The 22,899-nt window shown below is 70.1% G+C and carries 17 protein-coding genes; 9 read left to right on the top strand and 8 right to left on the bottom strand.

Annotated elements, in window-relative coordinates; genetic code table 11:
- Window positions 1–7 precede the first annotated feature (7 nt).
- Entirely contained in the window at window positions 8–1,774 is a 1,767-nt protein-coding gene (gene arc, locus ACIP8Z_RS27105; RefSeq protein ID WP_030315993.1) for a proteasome ATPase, read from the bottom strand.
- Between the two features lie 253 nt (window positions 1,775–2,027).
- Between arc and ACIP8Z_RS27100 the strand changes: the two genes are divergently transcribed.
- Window positions 2,028–2,339 (top strand): ferredoxin, encoded by a 312-nt coding sequence (locus ACIP8Z_RS27100; RefSeq protein WP_073915064.1) that lies wholly within the window; start codon window positions 2,028–2,030, stop codon window positions 2,337–2,339.
- A gap of 4 nt (window positions 2,340–2,343) precedes the next feature.
- Here ACIP8Z_RS27100 and ACIP8Z_RS27095 read toward each other — a convergent pair whose 3' ends face one another.
- The 3 genes from ACIP8Z_RS27095 to ACIP8Z_RS27085 all read right to left on the bottom strand — a co-directional run bounded on the left by ACIP8Z_RS27095 (window position 2,344) and on the right by ACIP8Z_RS27085 (window position 5,146).
- Window positions 2,344–2,922, bottom strand: a complete 579-nt coding sequence (locus tag ACIP8Z_RS27095; RefSeq protein ID WP_402087826.1) for a hypothetical protein — start codon at window positions 2,920–2,922, stop codon at window positions 2,344–2,346.
- Window positions 2,923–3,106: 184 nt separating this feature from the next.
- Complete coding sequence (locus ACIP8Z_RS27090; protein WP_015032448.1) at window positions 3,107–3,994, bottom strand: tRNA (adenine-N1)-methyltransferase; 888 nt, start codon at window positions 3,992–3,994, stop codon at window positions 3,107–3,109.
- Between the two features lie 18 nt (window positions 3,995–4,012).
- Window positions 4,013–5,146 (bottom strand): site-2 protease family protein, encoded by a 1,134-nt coding sequence (locus ACIP8Z_RS27085; RefSeq protein WP_402088315.1) that lies wholly within the window; start codon window positions 5,144–5,146, stop codon window positions 4,013–4,015.
- A gap of 180 nt (window positions 5,147–5,326) precedes the next feature.
- Between ACIP8Z_RS27085 and ACIP8Z_RS27080 the strand changes: the two genes are divergently transcribed.
- Window positions 5,327–6,229 (top strand): PD-(D/E)XK nuclease family protein, encoded by a 903-nt coding sequence (locus ACIP8Z_RS27080; RefSeq protein WP_319318368.1) that lies wholly within the window; start codon window positions 5,327–5,329, stop codon window positions 6,227–6,229.
- Window positions 6,230–6,271: 42 nt separating this feature from the next.
- Window positions 6,272–6,949, top strand: coding sequence for a response regulator transcription factor (locus tag ACIP8Z_RS27075; RefSeq protein ID WP_073915076.1), 678 nt, complete (start codon window positions 6,272–6,274; stop codon window positions 6,947–6,949).
- Between the two features lie 110 nt (window positions 6,950–7,059).
- Here the strand turns inward: ACIP8Z_RS27075 and ACIP8Z_RS27070 are convergent, their stop codons facing one another.
- The 4 genes from ACIP8Z_RS27070 to metH all read right to left on the bottom strand — a co-directional run bounded on the left by ACIP8Z_RS27070 (window position 7,060) and on the right by metH (window position 15,203).
- Entirely contained in the window at window positions 7,060–8,640 is a 1,581-nt protein-coding gene (locus ACIP8Z_RS27070; RefSeq protein WP_402087823.1) for an ABC transporter substrate-binding protein, read from the bottom strand.
- Window positions 8,641–8,720: 80 nt separating this feature from the next.
- Complete coding sequence (locus ACIP8Z_RS27065) at window positions 8,721–10,310, bottom strand: ABC transporter substrate-binding protein (protein ID WP_402087821.1); 1,590 nt, start codon at window positions 10,308–10,310, stop codon at window positions 8,721–8,723.
- 521 nt (window positions 10,311–10,831) lie between these two features.
- On the bottom strand, window positions 10,832–11,530 hold the full coding sequence (locus ACIP8Z_RS27060; RefSeq protein ID WP_402087819.1) for an HAD family hydrolase: 699 nt from the start codon (window positions 11,528–11,530) through the stop codon (window positions 10,832–10,834).
- Window positions 11,531–11,690: 160 nt separating this feature from the next.
- Window positions 11,691–15,203: a methionine synthase gene (metH, locus tag ACIP8Z_RS27055; RefSeq protein ID WP_402087816.1), complete on the bottom strand. Its 3,513-nt coding sequence runs from the start codon at window positions 15,201–15,203 to the stop codon at window positions 11,691–11,693.
- Between the two features lie 244 nt (window positions 15,204–15,447).
- Between metH and ACIP8Z_RS27050 the strand changes: the two genes are divergently transcribed.
- The 6 genes from ACIP8Z_RS27050 (at window position 15,448) to ACIP8Z_RS27025 (ending at window position 22,868) form a co-directional block, all read left to right on the top strand.
- Entirely contained in the window at window positions 15,448–16,212 is a 765-nt protein-coding gene (locus tag ACIP8Z_RS27050; RefSeq protein WP_402087814.1) for an IclR family transcriptional regulator, read from the top strand.
- A gap of 267 nt (window positions 16,213–16,479) precedes the next feature.
- On the top strand, window positions 16,480–17,238 hold the full coding sequence (locus ACIP8Z_RS27045) for an MIP/aquaporin family protein (RefSeq protein ID WP_319318390.1): 759 nt from the start codon (window positions 16,480–16,482) through the stop codon (window positions 17,236–17,238).
- Between the two features lie 35 nt (window positions 17,239–17,273).
- Window positions 17,274–18,800 carry a glycerol kinase GlpK gene (gene glpK / locus ACIP8Z_RS27040; protein ID WP_073915098.1) on the top strand — a complete coding sequence of 509 codons (1,527 nt, stop codon included), beginning with the start codon at window positions 17,274–17,276 and terminating at the stop codon, window positions 18,798–18,800.
- A 6-nt stretch (window positions 18,801–18,806) separates the two neighbouring features.
- Complete coding sequence (locus ACIP8Z_RS27035) at window positions 18,807–20,411, top strand: FAD-dependent oxidoreductase (RefSeq protein WP_402087811.1); 1,605 nt, start codon at window positions 18,807–18,809, stop codon at window positions 20,409–20,411.
- Window positions 20,412–20,525: 114 nt separating this feature from the next.
- On the top strand, window positions 20,526–21,587 hold the full coding sequence (locus ACIP8Z_RS27030; protein ID WP_402087808.1) for an LLM class flavin-dependent oxidoreductase: 1,062 nt from the start codon (window positions 20,526–20,528) through the stop codon (window positions 21,585–21,587).
- Between the two features lie 141 nt (window positions 21,588–21,728).
- Window positions 21,729–22,868 (top strand): PAC2 family protein, encoded by a 1,140-nt coding sequence (locus ACIP8Z_RS27025; protein ID WP_402087806.1) that lies wholly within the window; start codon window positions 21,729–21,731, stop codon window positions 22,866–22,868.
- The last annotated feature ends 31 nt before the right edge of the window (window positions 22,869–22,899 follow it).

Here is a 22,899-nt window from a genome sequence, read left to right as displayed (position 1 = left end):
GGGCGTTTTACAGGTACTGACCGGTATTGGCCACCGTGTCGATGGAGCGCCCGGTGTCCGCGCCCTGCTTTCCGGTGACGAGGGTGCGGATGAACACGATCCGCTCGCCCTTCTTTCCGGAGATCCGAGCCCAGTCGTCGGGGTTGGTGGTGTTGGGCAGGTCCTCGTTCTCCTTGAACTCGTCCACGCACGCCTGGAGGAGGTGGGAGACCCGGATGCCCTTCTGGTTGTGGTCGAGGAAGGCCTTGATGGCCATCTTCTTGGCCCGGTCGACGATGTTCTGGATCATCGCGCCGGAGTTGAAGTCCTTGAAGTAGAGGACTTCCTTGTCGCCGTTGGCGTACGTGACTTCGAGGAAGCGGTTCTCCTCGGATTCGGCGTACATCTGCTCGACGACGGACTGGATCATTCCGTGGGCCGCCGCCGCCTTGGATCCGCTGTGCTCGGAGATGTCGTCCGAGTGGAGCGGCAGGGTGGCGGTGAGGTACTTCGCGAAGATGTCCTTCGCGGCCTCGGCGTCCGGACGCTCGATCTTGATCTTGACGTCGAGCCGGCCGGGTCGCAGGATCGCGGGGTCGATCATGTCCTCGCGGTTGGAGGCGCCGATGACGATGACGTTCTCCAGGCCCTCCACACCGTCGATCTCGGCGAGCAGCTGGGGGACGATGGTGTTCTCCACGTCCGAGCTGACACCGGATCCGCGGGTGCGGAAGAGGGATTCCATCTCGTCGAAGAAGACGATGACGGGGGTGCCCTCGCTCGCCTTCTCCCGGGCACGCTGGAAGACGAGGCGGATGTGCCGCTCGGTCTCACCGACGTACTTGTTGAGGAGCTCGGGGCCCTTGATGTTGAGGAAGTAGGACTTCCCCGCGGGCTGGCCGGTCACCTCGGCGACCTTCTTGGCCAGGGAGTTGGCCACGGCCTTCGCGATCAGCGTCTTTCCGCAGCCGGGCGGGCCGTAGAGCAGGATGCCCTTGGGCGGCCGCAGTTCGTGCTCCTTGAAGAGGTCCGGGTAGAGGTAGGGCAGCTCGACCGCGTCCCTGATCAGCTCGATCTGGTTGCCCAGGCCGCCGATCTTGGTGTAGTCGACGTCCGGGACCTCTTCGAGAACGAGCTCCTCGACCTCGCTCTTGGGGACCACTTCGTACACGTAGCCGGATCTGGAGTCGAGCAGCAGGGCGTCGCCGGGGCGGATGGTGACGTCCAGCAGAGGCTCGGCGAGCCTCACCACCCGCTCCTCGTCGGTGTGCCCGACCACCAGGGCGCGCTCGCCGTCCTCGAGGATCTCCTTGAGGGTGACGATGTCCCCGGCGCGCTCGAACTCCATGGCCTCGACCACGTTGAGCGCTTCGTTGAGCATGACTTCCTGGCCGCGCTTGAGCTCTTCGAGCTCGATGCTCGGGCTGACGTTCACCCGGAGCTTGCGGCCCCCGGTGAAGATGTCGCACGTGCCGTCCTCATTGGCCTGCAGGAAGACACCGAAGCCGGCCGGCGGCTGCGCGAGCCGGTCGACTTCCTCCTTGAGGGCCACGATCTGGTCGCGGGCCTCACGGAGCGTGTTCGCCAGTCGTTCGTTCTGCGCGGACACGCCGGCCAGGCTGGTCTGCAGCTCGACGATCCGCTCTTCGAGAATCCTCGTGTGTCGCGGAGAGTCGGCGAGCTTGCGGCGCAGGACGGCGATTTCCTGCTCGAGATAGGCAACCTGACCGGCGGGGTCTTCAGACCCCCGCCCCGGCCGGATGCCGCGGTTGATGTCGTCGTCGTGGGCTGCCACGGTCCTCACCTCCTCCAAGGGGAGCTGGACGCTTCCTGACCCTACCTGCGTGGGTGGTGATTGAAACCCCTAGATCAAAAAGACTCCGAGGTGTGTCCGATCTTCACCCTTGCGCTTCCCCTGTCGACAGGGGAATACCCACCCTTCGCGGCTTGAAAGCGGACGGTTGTATCGTCGTCGTGGGTCAACACCCGTCAGGGGTGGCCCGACTTACCCGCGAGAAGCGACACGAGAAGCAGAAACGGCAGGAGATATGACCGTGCAGCACGAGGCTCCGTCCACGGGCGCCGCAGAGGCGCTGGAGGTCTGGATCGACCAGGACCTGTGCACCGGGGACGGGATCTGCGCGCAGTACGCTCCCGAGGTCTTCGAGCTGGACATCGACGGGCTCGCTTATGTGAAGAGCGCCGACGACGAGCTCCTCCAGGACACCGGTGCCACGACGCCGGTCCCGCTGACGCTGCTCCAGGACGTGGTGGACTCGGCGAAGGAGTGCCCGGGCGACTGCATCCATGTGCGCCGGGTCGCGGACAAGGTCGAGGTGTACGGCCCCGACGCGGAGTGACGGGTCAGGCGCCGCGCGCTTCGGCCTGTCCGGTGCGTACGAAGGCGCCGCCCTTCCAGTGCCAGCTGACCTGCTCCTTCTCGTCGGGGCAGCAGCTGGGGACGTCGGGGGACGAGTAGCCGAGCAGGGTGGCGTGCACCGCTCCGTCGTGTACGGAGAAGTCGGTGACGGTCTTGAGGAGCTCGGGCGCGACGAGGGTGGCCACCACGCGCGCGGGTGCGCCGGCCGGCTTGCCCCGGGTGAGGACGTAGACGCCGCTCGGCGGGGTGCCGGAGCCGGCTTCGCAGTGCACGACCGCAACGGTCTCGGGGTTCCCGTCTCCGTCGAGGTCTCCGGAGGCCCGCTTGGCGACCTTGTGGGGCGCTCCCGCGCAGTCCAGGGGGTAGGCGGCGCCGGTGGCTTCGGGAGCCGGGGCGGGGCCCGGTGCCGCGGCCGGGGTCGCGGTGGCGTCGGCGGGGCCGGGCTGGAGCAGGCCCGCGAGGGCGACGACCGCGGCGGTCGCGGTCGCGGTGGCGAGCCAGTGGGCCGGCCGGGCGTGGGTGTGTGCGAGGTCCGCGAGGTCCGGGGCGGCGGAGGGCTGCACGCGAGACGTCTCCTGTGGGGGTGGTGCGGCGGGTTTCCGGCATCGTGCCACACGTCACAGGGGGACGGAACAGTCGGGGTCGGCCTCGTCGGGGGCCGGGTGTTCGCCGAACATGAGGACGCCGCCGTCGAGTTCCCCGCCGTGGCGGGGAAGTCGGCGGCGGCGCACCGTGGGTGTCGGGACGTCAGCCCTTGTTGGGGCCTTCGTAGTCCTCGCCGTAGGCGCCCTTGGCGGGGCGGCGGCGGCGCATGGGGGGCTCGACGCCGTCCGCGAGGCGGCGGGCGGTGACGAGGAAGCCGGTGTGGCCGATCATGCGGTGATCGGGGCGGACGGCGAGGCCCTCGACGTGCCAGTTGCGGATCATGGATTCCCAGGGCTGCGGCTCGGCGTAGCAGCCGAACTCACGGATGGATTCCACGGTGCGGGCGAGCTGGGTGGTGGTCGCCACGTAGCAGCAGAGGATGCCGCCGGGGACGAGGGCCTTGGAGACGGCCTCCAGGCACTCCCAGGGGGCGAGCATGTCCAGGATGACGCGGTCGACGTCGGTGTCGGACAGGTTGTCCTGGAGGTCGCCGACGGTCAGCTGCCACGCGGGGTGGGGGCCGCCGAAGTAGCGTTCGACGTTGCCCTTCGCGATCTCGGCGAAGTCCTCGCGGCGCTCGTAGGAGTGCAGCATGCCGCTGTCTCCGATGGCGCGCAGGAGGAAGCTGCTCAGCGAGCCCGAGCCCACTCCCGCTTCCACGACGCGGGCGCCGGGGAAGATGTCGGCGAAGGCCAGGATCTGCCCCGCGTCCTTGGGGTAGACCACGGCGGCGCCGCGGGGCATGGACAGGACGTAGTCGGGGAGCAGGGGGCGCAGCGCGAGGTAGGCGACGTTTCCGGTGGTGCGGACAACGCTGCCCTCGGGGGCGCCGATCAGTTCGTCGTGCGGGAAAGAACCCTTGTGGGTGTGGAAGTTCTTTCCCTCTTCGAGCGTGAACGTGTAGTGACGGCCCTTGGGGTCGGTCAGCTGAACCTGGTCCCCGACCTTGAAGGGCCCGCGTCGGCGGGCGGCACCGGTCGGTTCGGACATGTGACCAGAGTACAAGGACTACGAGGAGGGTCGTGCCATGGCCCGGACGAAGGCGCGCTCGACGTCGGTGGTGGAGAGGACTCCGTAGATCTCGCCGGTGTCCTCGACGACGAGGTACTCGGTGGCCGGGCTGGCGCGGAGGTGGTCGAGGAGGGGCTGGCCGGTGAGTTCGGCGGGGACCCGCATGCCGTCGGTGAGGTCCTGGGCGAGGGTGCTGACGGCGACCCAGGGGCGGCGGTGTTCGGGGACGGCGGCGATGGCGGTCTCGCGGACGATGGCGGTGGGTTCGCCGTGGCCGTCGACGACGACGAGGGCGCGGGCGCCGGCCTCGTTGGCGCGGCGGAGGGCCTCGGAGAGGGGGGTGACGGGCTCGACGGGGACGGCGCGGCGGGTGAGGCTGCGGGCGCGGAGCTCGGGGAGGTGTTCGCGGAGGCGGGCCATGCGGAGGCTGTTGCCGGCGCCGGTCCAGATGATGGCGGCGAGGATCGCGGCGAGCAGGGCGTCGGTGACGGTGTTGAGGCCGCTGATGTCGTCGGTGGAGTTGCCGAGGAAGCCGGTGCGGGTGAGCAGGGGCAGCCCGACGAGGACGAGGACGGCGAGGGCGCGGCCGACCCAGGCGGCGGCGATGGTGCCGCTCATGGGCTTGCCGGTGATCTTCCAGACGACGGCGCGGAGCATGCGGCCGCCGTCGAGGGGGAGCCCGGGGAGCAGGTTGAAGATCGCGACGATGAGGTTGGAGATCATCAGGCCGGCGAGGAGGACGCCGGGGACCGTGCCGGGCTCGACGGCGTACATCGAGAGATAGAACACGCCGGCGAGGACGAGGGAGAGGAGGGGGCCGACGAAGGCGAGGACGAACTCGCGGCCGGGGGTCTCGGTCTCCTTCTCGATCTCGGAGACGCCGCCGAAGAACTGGAGCTGGATGCGGCGCACGGGGAGCTTGAAGCGGAGCGCGGCGATGGTGTGGGCCAGTTCGTGGACGAGTACGGAGGCGTAGAAGGCGACGGCGAAGAAGAGGGAGACGAGGTAGCGGGCGGCGCCGAGTTCGGGCAGGACGCGCTCGATCTGGTCGCCGAAGACCCAGGTGATGAGGGCGGCGACGAGGAACCAGCTGGGGGCGACGTAGACGGGCACGCCGAAGGGGCGGCCCATGAGGATGCCGCCGCCGGGCTCCTCGGTCCGCTGCGGCTTGGGCTCGTCCTGGTTCACGGGTTCCTTTCGTCGCGGAGGGTGACCCACGTCGGTGTGTCACGGTTCGATCATGCAGTGCGACGGGGTCCCAGGTCGATGGTATTCCGCTCGCTGTCGGTGGCGGGTCGTAGGGTCTTCGTCATGAGTACGAGCGAGCAGGTGCCGGCGGAGCCCCGGGCGCCCATGTCGTTGTCGCCGTCGCGGGCGAGCGATTTCATGCAGTGTCCGCTGCTGTACCGGTTCCGGGTGATCGACCGGCTGCCGGAGAAGCCGAGCGAGGCGGCGACGCGGGGGACGCTGGTGCACGCGGTGCTCGAGCGGCTCTTCGACGATCCGGCGGTGGAGCGGACGGCTCCGCGGGCGCGGGCGATGGTTCCGGGGCAGTGGGACCGGCTCCTGGAGTCGAAGCCGGAGCTGGGTGAGCTGTTCGCGGAGGATCCGGAGGGCGAGCGGCTCGCGGGCTGGCTGGGTGAGGCGGAGCGGCTGGTCGAGCGGTGGTTCACGCTGGAGGACCCGACGCGTCTGGAGCCCGCCGAGCGGGAGCTGTTCGTGGAGACGGAGCTGGATTCGGGGCTGCGCCTGCGCGGGGTGATCGACCGGATCGACGTGGCGCCGTCGGGTGAGGTGCGGATCGTCGACTACAAGACGGGCAAGGCGCCGCGGCCGGAGTACCGGGACGGCGCGCTGTTCCAGATGACGTTCTACGCGCTGGTGGTGTGGCGGCTGCGGCAGGTGATCCCGCGGCGGCTGCAGCTGGTGTATCTGGGCAGCGGGGAGGTGCTGACGTACGACCCGGTGGAGGCGGATCTGCTGCGGGTGGAGCGGAAGCTGCTGGCGCTGTGGGACGCGATCCGGCTGGCGACGGAGACGGGCGACTGGCGGCCGCGGCCGACGAAGCTGTGCGGCTGGTGCGATCACCAGGCGGTGTGTCCGGAGTTCGGGGGGACTCCCCCGGTCTATCCGCTGAAGATCGTTCCCGCGCGCCCGCCGGAGTCGGGCGATTCGGGGCAGGGCAGAATGGGCCTGGCCCCGCCGGCGCCGTAGTGCCGGTGTACCTCGTGAGCTCAGCCCCGTGAAGGAGCCCTTGTGACGATCCGCGTCCTCTTGGTCGACGATCAGCCGCTGCTGCGCACCGGCTTCCGGATGATTCTGGAGGCGGAGCAGGACATCGCGGTGGTGGGTGAGGCCGGGGACGGTCTCCAGGCGCAGGACCAGGTGCGGGCGCTGCAGCCGGACGTGGTGCTGATGGACATCCGGATGCCGCGGATGGACGGGGTGGAGGCGACCCGGCAGATCACGGGTCCCGGCCGGGACGGGCCGGCGAAGGTGCTGGTGCTGACGACCTTCGATCTCGACGAGTACGTGGTGGAGGCGCTGCGGGCGGGGGCGAGCGGTTTCCTCCTGAAGGACGCCCCGGCGAACGAGCTGGTGCAGGCGATCCGGGTGGTGGCGGCCGGTGAGGCGATGCTGGCGCCGTCGATCACGCGCCGGCTGCTCGACAAGTACTCGGCGCACCTGCCGACGGGCGAGGAGCAGGTGCCGGACACGCTGAACACCTTGACGGACCGTGAGGTCGAGGTGCTGAAGCTGGTGGCGCGGGGCCTGTCGAACGCGGAGATCGCCGCGGATCTGTTCGTCAGCGAGACGACGGTGAAGACGCACGTGGGCCATGTGCTGACGAAGCTGGGCCTGCGGGACCGGGTGCAGGCCGCGGTGTACGCGTACGAGAGCGGTCTGGTGCGGCCGGGGGCCAACGGGCAGTAGCCCCGTCGGACACGACGGGAGCGGGTCCGACGGCTGCGGGCTCGGGTACGACGGAGGGGCCCGGTGCGCGTGACGCGCGCCGGGCCCCTCCGTCGTGTCCGGGGGGCGGGTCAGCCCTTGCGGATCTCCCAGAAGCGGAAGACCGTCGAGGCGTCGAGGGTCCATTCGAGGCCCGTGACGTCCTGGCGGGCGACGGCGTACTGCTTGCCCTGCCAGAGCGGCAGGAGGGGCAGCTGCTCGGCGACGAGGTCCTGGAGCGTGCCGTACTCGTCGGCGGTGGCGGCGCGGTCCGGGGCGGCGGCGGTCTTGGGGAGGAGGCTGCCGGTGATGGTGGCGTTCTCGTAGTGGTTGCCGAGGACGTTGCCCTCGCCGAAGAACGGGGTGGTGAAGTTGTCGGCGTCGGGGTAGTCGGGGACCCAGCCCTTGACGTAGACGCCGTACTTGCCGGCCGCGATGTCCTTCTCGTACTGGTCGTAGGCGACGGACTTGACGTCGGCGTCGAAGAGACCGCTGGCGTTGAGCTGCTCGGCGATGGCCTTGAGCTCCTGGTCGGTGGACGGGCCGTAGCGGCTGGGCGTGGACCAGAGGGTGAGCTTCACCTTGTCGGTGATGCCGGCGGCGCGCAGGGCCTTCTTCGCCTTGGCCTTGTCGGGGGCGCCGTAGGTGTCGAAGAAGGCGGTGTTGTGTCCGGCGATGCCGGCCGGGACGATCGAGTACAGCGGCGTGGCCGTCGACTTGTAGACGCCTTCGACGAGGGCCTCGCGGTCGACGAGGTGCGCGATGGCCTGGCGGACGCCGAGCTTGCCCGCGACCGGGTCCTTCATGTTGAAGACGAGGTGCTGGACCTCGGCGCTGCTGCCCTGGACGACCTCGATGCCCTTGTCGTCCGTGGTCTCGGAGGTCTCGAGGGTCGCGATGTCCTCGGCGGAGAGACCTCGGTAGGCGACGTCGATCTCTCCGTCGGTGAGGGCCTTGGAGAGGGCGGAGCGGTCGCCGCCGTAGAGCTTGAGGGTGACGGCGTCGTTCTTGCGCTGCGCGGTGCCCTGGTAGCCGGGGTTGGCGGAGAAGGTGGCCTCGGTGGCGCTGAAGGAGTCCAGCTTGTAGGGGCCGGAGCCGGTGGCCTTGCCGTCGGTGCGCAGGGCGTCGGCGGGGTACTCGCGGTGGTCGACGATGGAGCCGGCGCCGGAGGCGATCTTGCTGGGGAAGGTGGCGTCGGGGACCTTGAGGTGGAAGACGACGGTCTTCTCGTCCGGGGTCTCGATGCTCTTGATGGTGGCCAGCAGCGGCGCGGGGCCCGAGGGGTCGGCGATCTTGAGGGCGCGCTCGAAGGAGAACTTGACGTCCTCCGAGGTGAGCTTGTTGCCGTTGGAGAAGGTGAGGCCGTCGCGCAGGGTGCAGCTGTACACGGTGCTGCCGGTGGCGAAGCCGCACCTGTCGGCGGCCTCGGGCTCGGGCTCGGAGCCGCCCTTGGGGAAGGCCATCAGGGACTGGAAGACGTTGTTGAACAGCAGCCAGGAGCCGGGGTCGTAGCCGGCCGCCGGGTCGGTGGCGACGATCTCGTCGGACATGCCGACGCGTATGCCGTTGCCGGAGTCGCCCGAGCCGCCCTGCTCGGTGCCGCAGCCGCTGAGGAGGGCGGCGGACAGACCGGCGGCGAGGGGGGCCGTCAGCCACTTGTTGTGCGTCTTCACAGAACGTGCCTCGTGATCTCTTGTCAGGCCGGCCGCGCGCGGGTGCGCGGCCGGTGTAACCGATCCAGTCGACGGGGTGGTTATGCGGTACCGCGGCCCAGTTCCCAGAGCAGGAGGTCGGAGGACGTGTTGAGGGCGTACTCGACTCCGTTGAGGTCGTCGCGCGCGGCGACGTACTGCTTGCCCTGCCACAGCGGCAGCACGGGTACGTCCTCGGCGACGATCTTCTGGATCTGGTTGAAGACGGGGCTCGCGGCGGTGCGGTCGGCCTGGCGGCGCGAGCGCGGGATGAGCTGGTCGCGGACGACCTTGTTCACGTACGGGGTGTTGAGGAAGTTGTCGCTGTCCAGGAACGGCGCGATGTAGTTGTCCGGGTCCGGGTAGTCCGGGAACCAGCCGAGTCCGTAGACGGCGTAGTCGCCGCGCTTCTGGGCGGTGCGGAACGTCGACCACTCGGCGCCCTGGACGGTGACGTCGAAGAGCTCGCTGGAGACGAGCTGCTTCTTGAGCGCCTCGAACTCCTCGGCGGTCTCGGCGCCGTAGTGGTCGGTGGTGTAGTTCAGCGTCAGCTTGACCGGGGTCTTGACGCCGGCGTCCTTGAGGAGCTTGGCGGCGCGGGCCTGGTCGGGCTCGCCGTACGTGTCGAAGAAGGGGGTGGCGTGGCCGGTGATGCTGGAGGGGATCAGCGAGTACAGCGGCTCGGCGGTGGTGCCGTAGACCCGGTTGACGAGGGCGCCGCGGTCGACGACGGCGGCCATGGCCTGGCGGACGGCCTTCTCCTGGACGGCGGGGGCCTTGGTGTTGAAGCCGAGGTAGCGGATCTCGAGGCCGGGGACCTCGATGACCTCGATGCCGTCCTTGGGCGTCTCGGTGAGGGCCTTGATCTGCTGCCGGGACAGGGAGCGGGCCATCATGTCGATGTCGTCGCTCTCCAGGGCCCGGCCCATGGTGTTCGCGTCGGCGTAGGGGCGCAGCTCGACCTTCTCGTTGCGCAGGGTGATGTCGCCCTTGTAGGCCGGGTTCTTGGTGAAGACGAAGCGGGTGGCCTTGTCGCCGTCCCGCTCGACCTTCATGGTGTACGGGCCCGAGCCGTCGACGTCGAAGCCGTCGCGGAGCTTTCCGGCCTCGTACTTGTCCTTGCTGAGGATGCCGGCGACCGGGGTGGAGAGCTTGTACGGGAAGGTGGCGTCGGGGGTCTTCAGGTGGAAGACGACCTCGTCGGCGCCCTTGGTCTCGACGGTGTCGATGTTCGAGAGGAGGGCGGCGGTGCCGTTGTCCGACTTGATCTTCAGTACGCGCTCGATGGAGAACTTGACGTCCTCGGCGGTGATCGGGGTGCCGTCGGCGAAGGTGAGACCGGAGCGCAGCTTGCAGCGGTAGCTCTCGCTGGCCTTGTCGGAGAATCCGCAGGTCTGGGCGGCCTCGGGGACGGGCTCGCCGCTGTCGCGGGGCACGTGCATCAGGGTCTGCACGGTCTGCCGCAGGATGTTCCACGCGCCGGTGTCGTAGGCGAAGGCCGGGTCGAGCGGTGCGGGGGCGTCCGCGGTGGCGATGAACTGGTCCGTGGTGCCGACGACGATCGCTCCGCCTTCCTCCGCACCGCCGCAGGCGGCGAGCAGGGGGGCGAGCAGTCCGGCCACGGCCGGCAGCACCAGGGTCTTGCGGTTCATCAGGGACGATCTCCTCATCCGGCACTGGGATACAGCGGTCAGTGGAACTCCGCCGCCGGCCGCCCGGTCTGGGCGGGAGCGATCGGGCCGGGTGTTGCGATCGGTCCTGTGTTCACGGCGACTTGGGTGTGCGCCGGTGCACGCGGGTTATGCGGCGAAGTACTCGCGAAAGATTAGTGGGCGGCGTCGCTATTGCCTGACCACGGACGGCCGTGGGGGTAATCGCACAGTGATCATGAATACGAGGGGCTCGATAGTCATGCGCCGGATGATGCGGACGGCGGCGACCCAATCGGGACACAGGGGGCACCGAAACTCGCACCAATCGGACAGGGGACGCACGAAGGCCACCCGCCGTCCGGCACTCTGCGTGACCAACGTCACGCGGGGGCCTTTTCGGCGAATGGCCTGATCGTTTTCTCCGGGCGTTCCCCGGGTGCACCGCGGGTGTCCCTGGGGTGCTCCCCGGGGGTGCCTCCCGGGGAAATCGCATTCCGCCCGGGAGGAAGCTCAGATAAGGCTCAGATTCCGGTGATCAATGTGCGGAGGAAGGGCACGTCGACCTCTTCGAGGGAGCGCACGACGACCCGGCCCGGGGAGGGTGCGATCGGGGCGACCGAGGGCACCGCGACGACCCGGCAGCCGGCCGCCTCGGCGGCCGCCACACCGGTCGCGGTGTCCTCGATGACGGCACAGAGCAGGGGGTCGGCCCCGACCCCCTGGGCGGCCGTCAGGTACGGCTCCGGGTGCGGCTTGGTCCGTACGACCTCGTCGCCCGCGACGGTGAGCGCGAAGCGGTCGCGGCCCAGCGAGTGGAGGACCTTGTCGATGATCCGCCGGTGCGAGGCGGAGACCAGCGCGGTCGGGATGGAGTGCCGGGCCAGCTCGGCGAGGAGCCGCTCGGCGCCGGGCATGAGGGGCACACCGCGCTCGATGCGCTGCTCGAACTTCTCGTTGAGCAGGACGGTCAGCTCGGCGAGGGTGATGTCGGCGCCGGTGGACTCGATGAGGTAGCCCGCGCTGCGCGTCATCGGGCCGCCGACGACGATGTCCCGCCAGGCCTCGTCCAGCCGGTGCCCGAGGTCGGCGAAGACCTCGACCTCCGCGTCCCACCAGAAGCCCTCCGTGTCGACGAGGGTCCCGTCCATGTCGAGGAAGACCGCCTGCAGGGCGGAGCTTCCGTTGGTACGGATCAGGGACGCGGGGACCGTACTGGTCATCCGGCACACCTCCATGGAGGGACGAGAAGGCCGGCCCCCTCCCCGGTACGGGGAGGGAGACCGGCCTGCACTGGACCGACAAGTGTACGTCCGGATCACCGAAAGGGCGCGGATTTACCCTGGTGGTCCCCCCGGACGGCGTCCGGGGGTGTCCGCCCGGTCACCGAGCGTTGAAGTACTTCGCCTCGGGGTGGTGGATCACGATGGCGTCGGTGGACTGCTCGGGGTGGAGCTGGAACTCCTCGGAGAGGTGCACGCCGATCCGCTCCGGGCGCAGCAGCTCCGCGATCTTCGCGCGGTCCTCCAGGTCGGGGCAGGCGCCGTAGCCGAGGGAGAAGCGCGCGCCGCGGTACTTGAGGTCGAACATGTCCTCGACGGCGTCCGGGTCCTCGCCGCCGAAGCCGAGCTCGGCGCGGACGCGGGCGTGCCAGTACTCGGCCATGGCCTCCGCGAGCTGGACGGAGAGGCCGTGCAGCTCCAGGTACTCGCGGTAGGAGTCGGACTCGAACAGCTTGGCGGTGGCCTCGCCGATCTTCGAGCCGACGGTGACGACCTGGAGGCCGACCACGTCGGTCTCGCCGGACTCCTCCGGGCGGAAGAAGTCCGCGAGGCAGAGGCGGCGGCCGCGGCGCTGGCGCGGGAAGGTGAAGCGGGTCCGCTCGTTGCCGGCCTCGTCGAGGATGATCAGGTCCTCGCCCTTGGAGACGCAGGGGAAGTAGCCGTAGACGACGGCCGCCTCGAGCAGGTTCTCGGTGTGCAGCTTGTCGAGCAGGCCGCGCAGCCGCGGCCGGCCCTCGCTCTCGACGAGCTCCTCGTACGTGGCGCCGCCGACGCGGGCCTGCTTGAGGCCCCACTGGCCCTTGAAGAGGGCGCCCTCGTCGAGCCAGGAGGCGTAGTCCTTGAGCGGGATGCCCTTGACGACGCGGGTGCCCCAGAACGGCGGGGTGGGGACGGGGTTGTCGACGGCGACGTCGGAACGGCCGCCGGGCTCGTCCGCCTCCTCCACCGGGGGGACCGGGGTGTCCCGCTTGGGGACCCGGCGCTGCTTGAGCTCGGGGAGCTTGGCGCCGGGGACGCCGCGCTTGACGGCGACGAGGGCGTCCATGAGGCGCAGGCCCTCGAAGGCGTCGCGGGCGTAGCGGACCTCGCCCTGGTAGATCTCGTGGAGGTCCTGCTCGACGTACGCCCGGGTGAGGGCGGCGCCGCCGAGGATCACGGGGTACTTGGCGGCCAGCTCGCGCTGGTTCAGCTCCTCCAGGTTCTCCTTCATGATCACGGTGGACTTCACGAGGAGGCCGGACATGCCGATCACGTCGGCGCTGTGCTCCTCGGCGGCCTCCAGGATCGCGGAGACGGGCTGCTTGATGCCGATGTTGACGACGTTGTAGCCGTTGTTGGAGAGGATGATGTCGACGAGGTTCTTGCCGATGTCGTGGACGTCGCCGCGGACGGTGGCCAGGACGATCGTGCCCTTGCCGTCGGCGTCCGTCTTCTCCATGTGGGGTTCGAGGTAGGCGACCGCGGTCTTCATGACCTCGGCGGACTGCAGCACGAACGGCAGCTGCATCTGGCCCGAGCCGAACAGCTCGCCGACCGTCTTCATGCCGTCGAGCAGGATCTCGTTGACGATCTCCAGAGCGGGCCGGATCGTCAGGGCCTCGTCGAGGTCGGCCTCCAGGCCGTTCTTCTCGCCGTCGACGATCCGGCGCTTGAGGCGCTCGTCCAGGGGCAGGGCGAGGAGCTCTTCGGTCTTGCCGGCCTTCATCGACTTGGTGTTGACGCCCTCGAAGAGGGCCATCAGCTTCTGCAGCGGGTCGTAGCCCTCGGCGCGCCGGTCGTAGATCAGGTCGAGCGCGGTGGTGACCTGCTCGTCGTCGAAGCGGGCGATCGGCAGGATCTTCGAGGCGTGGACGATCGCCGAGTCGAGGCCGGCCTTGACGCACTCGTCGAGGAAGACGGAGTTGAGCAGGATGCGCGCGGCCGGGTTCAGGCCGAAGGAGATGTTGGAGAGGCCCAGGGTGGTCTGGACGTCCGGGTGGCGGCGCTTGAGCTCCCGGATCGCCTCGATGGTGGCGATGCCGTCCTTGCGCGACTCCTCCTGACCGGTACAGATGGTGAAGGTCAGGGTGTCGATGAGGATGTCGGACTCGTGGATGCCCCAGTTCCCCGTGAGGTCCTCGATGAGGCGTTCGGCGATGGCGACCTTGTGCTCGGGGGTACGGGCCTGTCCCTCCTCGTCGATGGTGAGGGCGATGAGCGCGGCGCCGTGCTCCTGGGCGAGACGGGTGACCTTGGCGAAGCGGGAGTCGGGGCCGTCGCCGTCCTCGTAGTTGACGGAGTTGATGACGGCCCGGCCGCCGAGCTTCTCCAGACCGGCCCGCAGGACGTCGACCTCGGTGGAGTCGAGGACGATCGGCAGGGTGGAGGCGGTGGCGAAGCGGCCGGCGAGCTCCCGCATGTCGGCGACGCCGTCGCGGCCCACGTAGTCGACGCAGAGGTCGAGCATGTGCGCGCCCTCGCGGATCTGGTCGCGGGCCATCTCGACGCAGTCGTCCCAGCGGGCCTCCAGCATGGCCTCGCGGAACTTCTTCGAGCCGTTGGCGTTGGTCCGCTCGCCGATCGCCATGTACGCGGTGTCCTGGCGGAACGGCACGGTCTGGTAGAGCGAGGCGGCGCCGGGCTCGGGGTGCGGCTCGCGCACGGCGGGGGTGAGGTCGCGGACGCGCTCGACGACCTGGCGCAGGTGCTCGGGGGTCGTACCGCAGCAGCCGCCGATCAGGGAGAGGCCGTACTCGCGGACGAAGGTCTCCTGGGCGTCGGCGAGCTCGGCGGGGCTGAGCGGGTAGTGGGCGCCGTCGGAGGTGAGGACGGGCAGGCCGGCGTTGGGCATGCAGGAGAGCGGGATGCGCGAGTGGCGGGCGAGGTAGCGGAGGTGCTCGCTCATCTCGGCGGGGCCGGTGGCGCAGTTCAGGCCGATCATGTCGATGCCGAGCGGCTCCAGGGCGGTCAGGGCCGCACCGATCTCGGAGCCGAGGAGCATGGTGCCGGTGGTCTCGACGGTGACGGAGACGATGAGCGGCACGTCGGCGCCGAGGGCGTCGAGGGCGCGGCGGGCGCCGATGACGGAGGCCTTGGTCTGGAGCAGGTCCTGGGTGGTCTCGACGAGCAGGGCGTCGGCGCCGCCGGCGAGGAGGCCCTCGGCGTTCTGCTGGTAGGCGTCGCGCAGCAGGGTGTACGGGGCGTGGCCGAGGGTCGGCAGCTTGGTGCCGGGGCCGATGGAGCCGAGGACCCAGCGCTGGCGTCCGGTGGAGGCGGTGAACTCGTCGGCGACCTCGCGGGCGATGCGGGCGCCGGCCTCGGAGAGCTCGTGGACGCGCTCGGGGATGTCGTACTCGCCCAGGGCGGCGTGGTTGGCGCCGAAGGTGTTGGTCTCGACGCAGTCGACGCCGGCGGCGAAGTACTCCTGGTGGACCGATCGGACGATGTCGGGCCTGGTGATGTTCAGGATCTCGTTGCATCCTTCGAGGTTCTGGAAGTCCTCGAGGGTGGGGTCCTGTGCCTGGAGCATGGTGCCCATGGCGCCGTCGGCGACGACCACTCGGCTGGCGAGTGCCTCGCGGAGGGCTGCGGCGCGGTTCCGGCTGTCTGCGGAAGGGGTCGGCAACGAGGCCATGGATGAGCTCCCTGGGATGCGACGGCTGTCGGCTTTGCACCTTCGGAGGAGGGTGCACGGGGCCAGCGTAACCGCGCTCCGGCCGGGGTGGACACGGCGTCTCGCGGGGCGGACGGCATCCTGTGTGCGGGGACTCCCGGTTCTGACCGTTCTTGACCGACACTGTCATGTGTCACGCAAGGTCGGCATCGACCGATAGTGTTCAGCATTGTCGAACAGCGTGAGAGGGAGAAGGGGTCGGGCGATGGCGAAGAACATCCAGTCGCTTGAACGGGCGGCTGCCATGCTGCGACTGCTCGCGGGCGGCGAGCGCCGGCTGGGCCTGTCCGACATCGCATCCTCACTGGGACTCGCCAAGGGCACCGCCCACGGCATCCTGCGCACGCTCCAGGCGGAGGGCTTCGTGGAGCAGGAGGCGGCCTCGGGTCGCTATCAGCTCGGCGCGGAGCTGCTGCGGCTCGGCAACAGCTACCTCGACGTGCACGAGCTGCGCGCGCGGGCGCTGGTCTGGACGGACGACCTGGCGCGGTCCAGCGGCGAGAGCGTGCACCTGGGGGTGCTGCACCAGCGGGGCGTCCTGATCGTGCACCACGTCTTCCGGCCGGACGACAGCCGCCAGGTCCTGGAGGTGGGGGCCATGCAGCCGCTGCACTCCACGGCGCTGGGCAAGGTCCTCTCGGCGTACGACCCGGTGGCGCACAGCGAGGTCCTGGAGGTCGAGCGGGAGCCGTTCACCCCTCGTACGACCACGGAGCTCGGGGAGTTCGAGTCGCTGCTCGACATGACGCGGGCCAAGGGCTGGGCGGCGGACGTGGAGGAGACCTGGGAGGGCGTCGCCTCGGTGGCGGCGCCGATCCACGACCGGCGGCGGATGCCGGTGGGCGCGGTGGCGGTGACCGGCGCCGTGGAGCGGCTGTGCCCGGCCGGGGAGCTGCGCCCCGAACTCGTCGCGGCGGTTCGGGACTGCGCCCGCGCGGTCTCGCGGGACCTGGGGGCCGGGCGCTTCTGACCCTGCGCCACCGCGCCCCCCGACCTGAGTGAACCCGCCGGTAACGATCGCGTTATCGGCGGGTTTTTCGCTTCCCGGGGCCTTGACGTGCTGTTAACCCGGGGGCAAAACTTCCGTTCATCGGTCGGCAATGCCGAACACCTAACGGCAATACGCGCTAAGGTGTGGCAGTGCCAAGGGCCGGAAACAGCCCTCACACGAGGGTGCGGACCTCCGGAGGGACCCGGAGTCCGCCGTTCCCCTGGACGAAGGACAAAGGAGTCGCGGGTGTCCAGCTCCGACATCTTCCTCGGCGAGACCATCGGTACCGCCGTTCTGATTCTGCTCGGCGGCGGCGTGTGCGCCGCCGTCACGCTCAAGGGCTCCAAGGCCCGCAACGCGGGCTGGCTCGCGATCACCTTCGGGTGGGGCTTCGCCGTCATGACGGCCGTCTACATGACGGCTTCCCTCTCGGGTGCCCATCTGAACCCCGCCGTCACGGTCGGAATCGCGATCAAGGACGGCGAGTGGGGCGACGTCCCCGTCTACATCGCCGGCCAGATGCTCGGCGCCATGATCGGCGCGGTGCTGGTCTGGGTGGCCTACTACGGCCAGTTCCAGGCGCACCTCGACGACCCCGAGGCCTCGGGCAAGAAGCCGGTCGAGGGCCCCGGCCCGGTGCTCGGCATCTTCTCCACCGGCCCCGAGATCCGGAACACCTGGCAGAACCTGGCCACCGAGATCATCGGCACCGTCGTGCTCGTCCTGGCCGTGCTCACGCAGGGCCTCAACGACAGCGGCAAGGGCCTCGGCGTCATAGGCGCCCTGATCACCGCGTTCGTCGTGGTCTCCATCGGCCTCTCGCTCGGCGGCCCGACCGGCTACGCGATCAACCCGGCCCGTGACCTCGGCCCGCGCATCGTGCACGCCCTCCTCCCGCTGAAGCACAAGGGCACCTCCGACTGGAGCTACGCCTGGATCCCGGTCGCCGGTCCGCTGATCGGTGGAGCCATCGCCGCGGGTATCTACAACATCGCGTTCGCCTGAGCCGTCCTTCTTCCAGACCTCCCTTGGAGCCAACCGTGACCGACGCACACACCTCCGGCCCGTTCATCGCGGCCATCGACCAGGGCACCACCTCCTCCCGCTGCATCGTCTTCGACAAGGACGGCCGGATCGTCTCGGTCGACCAGAAGGAGCACGAGCAGATCTTCCCGAAGCCGGGCTGGGTCGAGCACGACGCCGCCGAGATCTGGACCAACGTCCAGGAGGTCGTCGCCGGCGCCCTGACGAAGGGCGGCATCGCCGCCGCCGACGTCAAGGCCATCGGCATCACCAACCAGCGCGAGACCACGCTGCTCTGGGACAAGAACACCGGTGAGCCCGTCCACAACGCCCTCGTCTGGCAGGACACCCGCACCGACGCCCTCTGCAAGGAGCTCGGCCGCAACGTCGGCCAGGACCGCTTCCGCCGCGAGACCGGCCTGCCGCTGGCGAGCTACTTCGCCGGCCCGAAGATCCGCTGGATGCTCGACAACGTCGAGGGACTGCGCGAGCGCGCCGAGGCCGGCGACATCCTCTTCGGCACCATGGACTCGTGGGTCATCTGGAACCTCACGGGTGGCACCGACGGCGGCGTGCACGTCACCGACGTCACCAACGCCTCCCGCACCATGCTGATGAACCTGCACACCCTGGCCTGGGACGAGAAGATCGCGGAGTCGATGGGGGTCCCCCTCAACGTGCTCCCCGAGATCCGGTCCTCCGCCGAGGTCTACGGCCACGTCAAGGACGGCGCCCTCGCCGGCGTCCCGGTCGCCTCGGCGCTCGGCGACCAGCAGGCCGCCCTCTTCGGCCAGACCTGTTTCGCCGAGGGCGAGGCCAAGTCCACGTACGGCACCGGCACCTTCATGCTGATGAACACCGGTGACAAGATCATCAACTCCTACAGCGGCCTGCTGACCACGGTCGGCTACCAGATCGGCGACCAGAAGCCGGTCTACGCCCTGGAGGGCTCCATCGCCGTCACCGGTTCGCTGGTGCAGTGGATGCGCGACCAGATGGGCCTCATCAAGTCCGCCGCGGAGATCGAGACCCTCGCGTCCTCGGTCGAGGACAACGGCGGCGCCTACTTCGTGCCGGCCTTCTCCGGCCTGTTCGCCCCGTACTGGCGCTCCGACGCCCGCGGTGTGATCGCCGGCCTCACCCGGTACGTCACCAAGGCGCACATCGCCCGCGCCGTCCTGGAGGCCACCGCCTGGCAGACCCGCGAGATCACCGACGCCATGACGAAGGACTCCGGCGTCGAGCTGACCGCGCTCAAGGTCGACGGCGGCATGACCTCCAACAACCTGCTGATGCAGACCCTCTCGGACTTCCTGGACGCGCCCGTCGTGCGTCCGATGGTCGCCGAGACCACCTGCCTCGGCGCCGCCTACGCCGCCGGCCTGGCCGTCGGCTTCTGGCCGGACACCGACGCGCTGCGCGCCAACTGGCGCCGGGCGGCGGAATGGACCCCTCGCATGGACGCCGACAGGCGCGACAGCGAGTACAAGAGCTGGCTCAAGGCCGTCGAGCGGACCATGGGCTGGATCGAGGACGAGGAGTAATTCGACATGACCACCCTGCAGAGCGTCCCTGCCCTTGGGACGCACCCGGCGTCCGGCTCCCTCCCGAGCCGCGCCGAGACCCGGGACCAGCTTTCCAAGGCGACGTACGACCTCCTGGTGATCGGCGGCGGCATCCTGGGCATCTCCACCGCCTGGCACGCCGCGCAGTCGGGCCTGCGGGTGGCCCTGGTGGACGCCGGCGACTTCGCCGGCGCCACCTCCTCCGCCTCCTCGAAGCTGCTCCACGGCGGTCTGCGCTACCTGCAGACCGGCGCGGTGAAGCTGGTCGCGGAGAACCACTTCGAGCGGCGTGCGGTCTCCCGTCAGGTGGCACCGCACCTCGCCAACCCCCTCACGTTCTACCTGCCCGTCTACAAGGGCGGCCCGCACGGCGCGGCCAAGCTCGGCGCCGGTGTCTTCGCCTACAGCGCCCTCTCGGCGTTCGGTGACGGCGTCGGGCACCTGCTCTCCCCCGCCAAGGCCGCGCAGGACGTGCCGGAGCTGCGCACCGACAACCTCAAGGCCGTGGCCGTCTACGGCGACGACCAGATGAACGACGCCCGCATGGCGCTGATGACGGTCCGCGCCGCCGTCGACGCCGGCGCCACCGTCCTCAACCACGCCGAGGTCACCGGGCTGCGCTTCACCAAGGGCCGGGTCACCGGCGCCGAGCTCAAGGACCGCACCAGCGGCGACGAGTTCGGCGTCACCGCCCGTCTCGTGCTCAACGCCACCGGCCCCTGGGTCGACCACCTGCGCAAGATGGAGGACCCGAACGCGGCCCCCTCCATCCGCCTCTCCAAGGGCGCGCACCTGGTCCTCAAGCGGACCTCGCCGTGGAAGGCCGCCCTGGCCACCCCGATCGACAAGTACCGGATCACCTTCGCCCTCCCCTGGGAGGACATGCTGCTCCTCGGCACCACCGACGAGGAGTACGAGGGCGACCCCGGCCAGGTCGAGGTCACCGAGAAGGACACCGCCCAGATCCTGGACGAGGCCGCCTTCTCCATCCGCGACCAGCAGCTGTCGCGCGATCTGATCACCTACGCCTTCGCCGGTCTGCGGGTGCTCCCGGGCGGTCCCGGCGACACCTCGAAGGCCAAGCGCGAGACGGTCGTCACCGAGGGCCGCGGCGGCATGCTGTCGGTGGCCGGCGGCAAGTGGACGACCTTCCGCCACATCGGCCGTACGGTGATGAGGAAGCTGGAGCAGCTCCCCGGCCACCCGCTCGGCGAGGACTACGAGTCGGTGTCGACGCTGCCGAAGCGGCTGCCGCTGCCCGGCATCGCCAACCCGAACGCCGTCGCGCACCGGCTGCTCGTCGACGGTCCCGCGCCGGGTCCCCGCATGGCCGCCGACACCGCCAAGCACCTGGCGACGCACTACGGCTCGCTCTCCTTCGACATCGCCCGCATGGCGAACGAGAACCCGGAGCTGGCGCGGCGCATACACCCGGACGCGCCGGAGATCTGGGCGCAGGTCGCCTACGCCCGCGACCACGAGTGGGCCGAGACCGCCGACGACGTGCTGCGCCGCCGCACGACCCTGACCATCCGCGGCCTCGCGACGGACGAGATCCGCGCGGAGGTCGAGAAGATGCTCGACAAGTAACGCCGGGAAGCAACTCCCGTACGCACAGGGGCGGTTCCTCTCCGGAGGACCGCCCCTGAGGCGTGCCACACGCCGTCCACACCGCCGCAACACTCGGCGCGCAGAGTGGAGCGCATGAAATTCCAGGTGCTCTCGATCGTCCACCACTCCCCGCACCCGCTCACCGGCGAACTCCTGTCCGCCGCCGACCGGTTGGAGCAGGTCGTCGCGCTCGGCGAGACCGCCGAACGGCTCGGCTTCGACGCGTACGCCGTCGGTGAGCGGCACGCCGGCCCGTTCCTCTCCTCCGCCCCGACCGTGCTGCTCGCCGCGCTCGCCGCCCGCACCACCCGCATCAGGCTGCTCACCGGTGTCACCGTCGTCGCGATCCTCGACCCGGTCCGGGTCGCCGAGGACTACGCCACCCTCGACCAGCTCTCCCGCGGCCGGCTCGAACTCGTCGTCGGCAAGGGCGCGGAAGCCGGCCACTTCGACCTCTTCGGCCTGGACGAGGAACGGCAGTGGGACCTCCAGAAGGAGAAGTACGAGCTGCTCCGGCGGCTCTGGACGGAGGAGGGCGTCGACTGGGAGGGCGAGTTCCGGCCCCCGCTGAAGAACGTGACCACGGTGCCGCGGCCGTACGCGGGACCGCCCCGGATCTGGCACGGCTCGGCCACCAGCCTCAACTCCCCCGAACTCGCGGCGAAGCACGGCGATCCGCTCTTCACCGCCAACGCGATCCAGCCCCGTGAGGCGTACGCGCGGCTCATCGCCCACTACCGGGAGAAGTTCGAGGAGTACGGCCACGACCCGGCGCACGCGCGCGTGGCGGCCGGTTCCGGCGGCCTGCTCATCGCCGACACCACCGAGGAGGCGATCGCCCGCTACAAGGACCTGTACGAGGCGAAGGTGCGGCAGAGCTTCAAGCCGCATCTGGAGGGCAAGGCCGGTTACAACACCCCGTTCCGCACGATCGAGGACGCCGTCGCGGACGGCCCCCAGCTGATCGGCTCCCCGCAGCGGATCATCGACAAGATCCTCGGCTACCACGCCCACTACGGGCACGACCTGCAGTCCGTCACCGTCGACACCTTCGGCCAGTCGACGGCCGAGCAGATCGAGACGCTCCAGCGCTTCGCCGAGGAGATCGCGCCGGTGGTCCGGAGGGAGGCGCCGAGCACGCTCTGGGAGGAGTGAGACCGCCGTGTGCGGAGGCGAGTTCCTGGGTAGTCGATCAAGGCCGCACGGGCTTTCGGGGATGTCCGGGGGCTGCGGACGGACCTGGAGAAAGCCGTAAGGTTGGTCCGTACGACAGGAACTTCGAAAAGGAGGCGCTGGGTGATCGAGCTCGAGGGGGTACCCGAGCTGATCGACCCGGTCATGGTGGCCGCGTTCGAAGGCTGGAACGACGCCGGCGACGCCGCCTCCACCGCGGTCGCCCATCTGGACCGGGAATGGAAGGGCGAGGTCTTCGCGGCGCTCGACGCCGAGGACTACTACGACTTCCAGGTCAACCGGCCCACGGTCTTCCTGGACAACGGCGTCCGGAAGATCACCTGGCCGACGACCCGGCTCTCCGTGGTCCGGGTCGGCGGCGAGAAACCCCGTGACCTGGTGCTCGTGCGCGGGATCGAACCGTCGATGCGCTGGCGCTCCTTCTGCAACGAGATCCTCGCCTTCGCCCACGAGCTGGGCGTGGAGATGGTCGTGATCCTGGGCGCGCTGCTCGGGGACACCCCGCACACCCGGCCGGTCCCGGTCAGCGGTGTGACCTCCGACCCGGACCTGGCGCGCACGATGGACCTGGAGGAGACCCGGTACGAGGGCCCGACGGGCATCGTGGGCATCCTCCAGGAGGCGTGCACCCACGCGGGCGTGCCGGCGGTGAGCCTGTGGGCCGCGGTGCCGCACTACGTGTCGCAGCCGCCGAACCCGAAGGCGACGCTGGCGCTCCTCAACCGCCTGGAGGACCTGATCGGGCTGCGCATCCCGCTGGGCGAGCTGCCCGAGGACGCGCGGGCCTGGCAGGTGGGCGTGGACCAGCTGGCCGCCGAGGACAGCGAGGTCGCCGAGTACGTGCAGACCCTGGAGGAGGCCCGGGACACGGCGGAGCTGCCGGAGGCCTCGGGCGAGGCGATCGCCCGCGAGTTCGAGCGGTATCTGCGGCGGCGCGAGCCGGGCACGGGTCCGGGCGGCGGCCCCGGGGTGGCGATGGAGGGCGGCGACGCGCCGTTCCTCCGGGACACCGGCGGCGGCCGGACGCGTCCCCCGAAGCCGGAGCAGCCGGGACCGGAGGCGGTCCCCGGTGCGGAGTCCGCCGAGGGGGCCGGGGAGCCGGACGCTCCCGAGGCGCCGGAGGGGTCCGCAGACGGTTCGCCGGACACCGCTCCTGATGCGGGCACGGACACCGACGCGGACACGGACGGCGACACGGATCGCGACACGGACACCGACACGGACGGCGGGTCCGCCAAGTAGCCGCCTCCGCCGCGGAGTCGGGACGGAACGG

The organism is Streptomyces sp. NPDC088553, from assembly GCF_044752965.1.
Lineage (GTDB): Bacteria > Actinomycetota > Actinomycetes > Streptomycetales > Streptomycetaceae > Streptomyces.
Note: the sequence above shows the minus strand (reverse complement) of the source record. Positions and strands in the feature narration are given on the sequence as shown.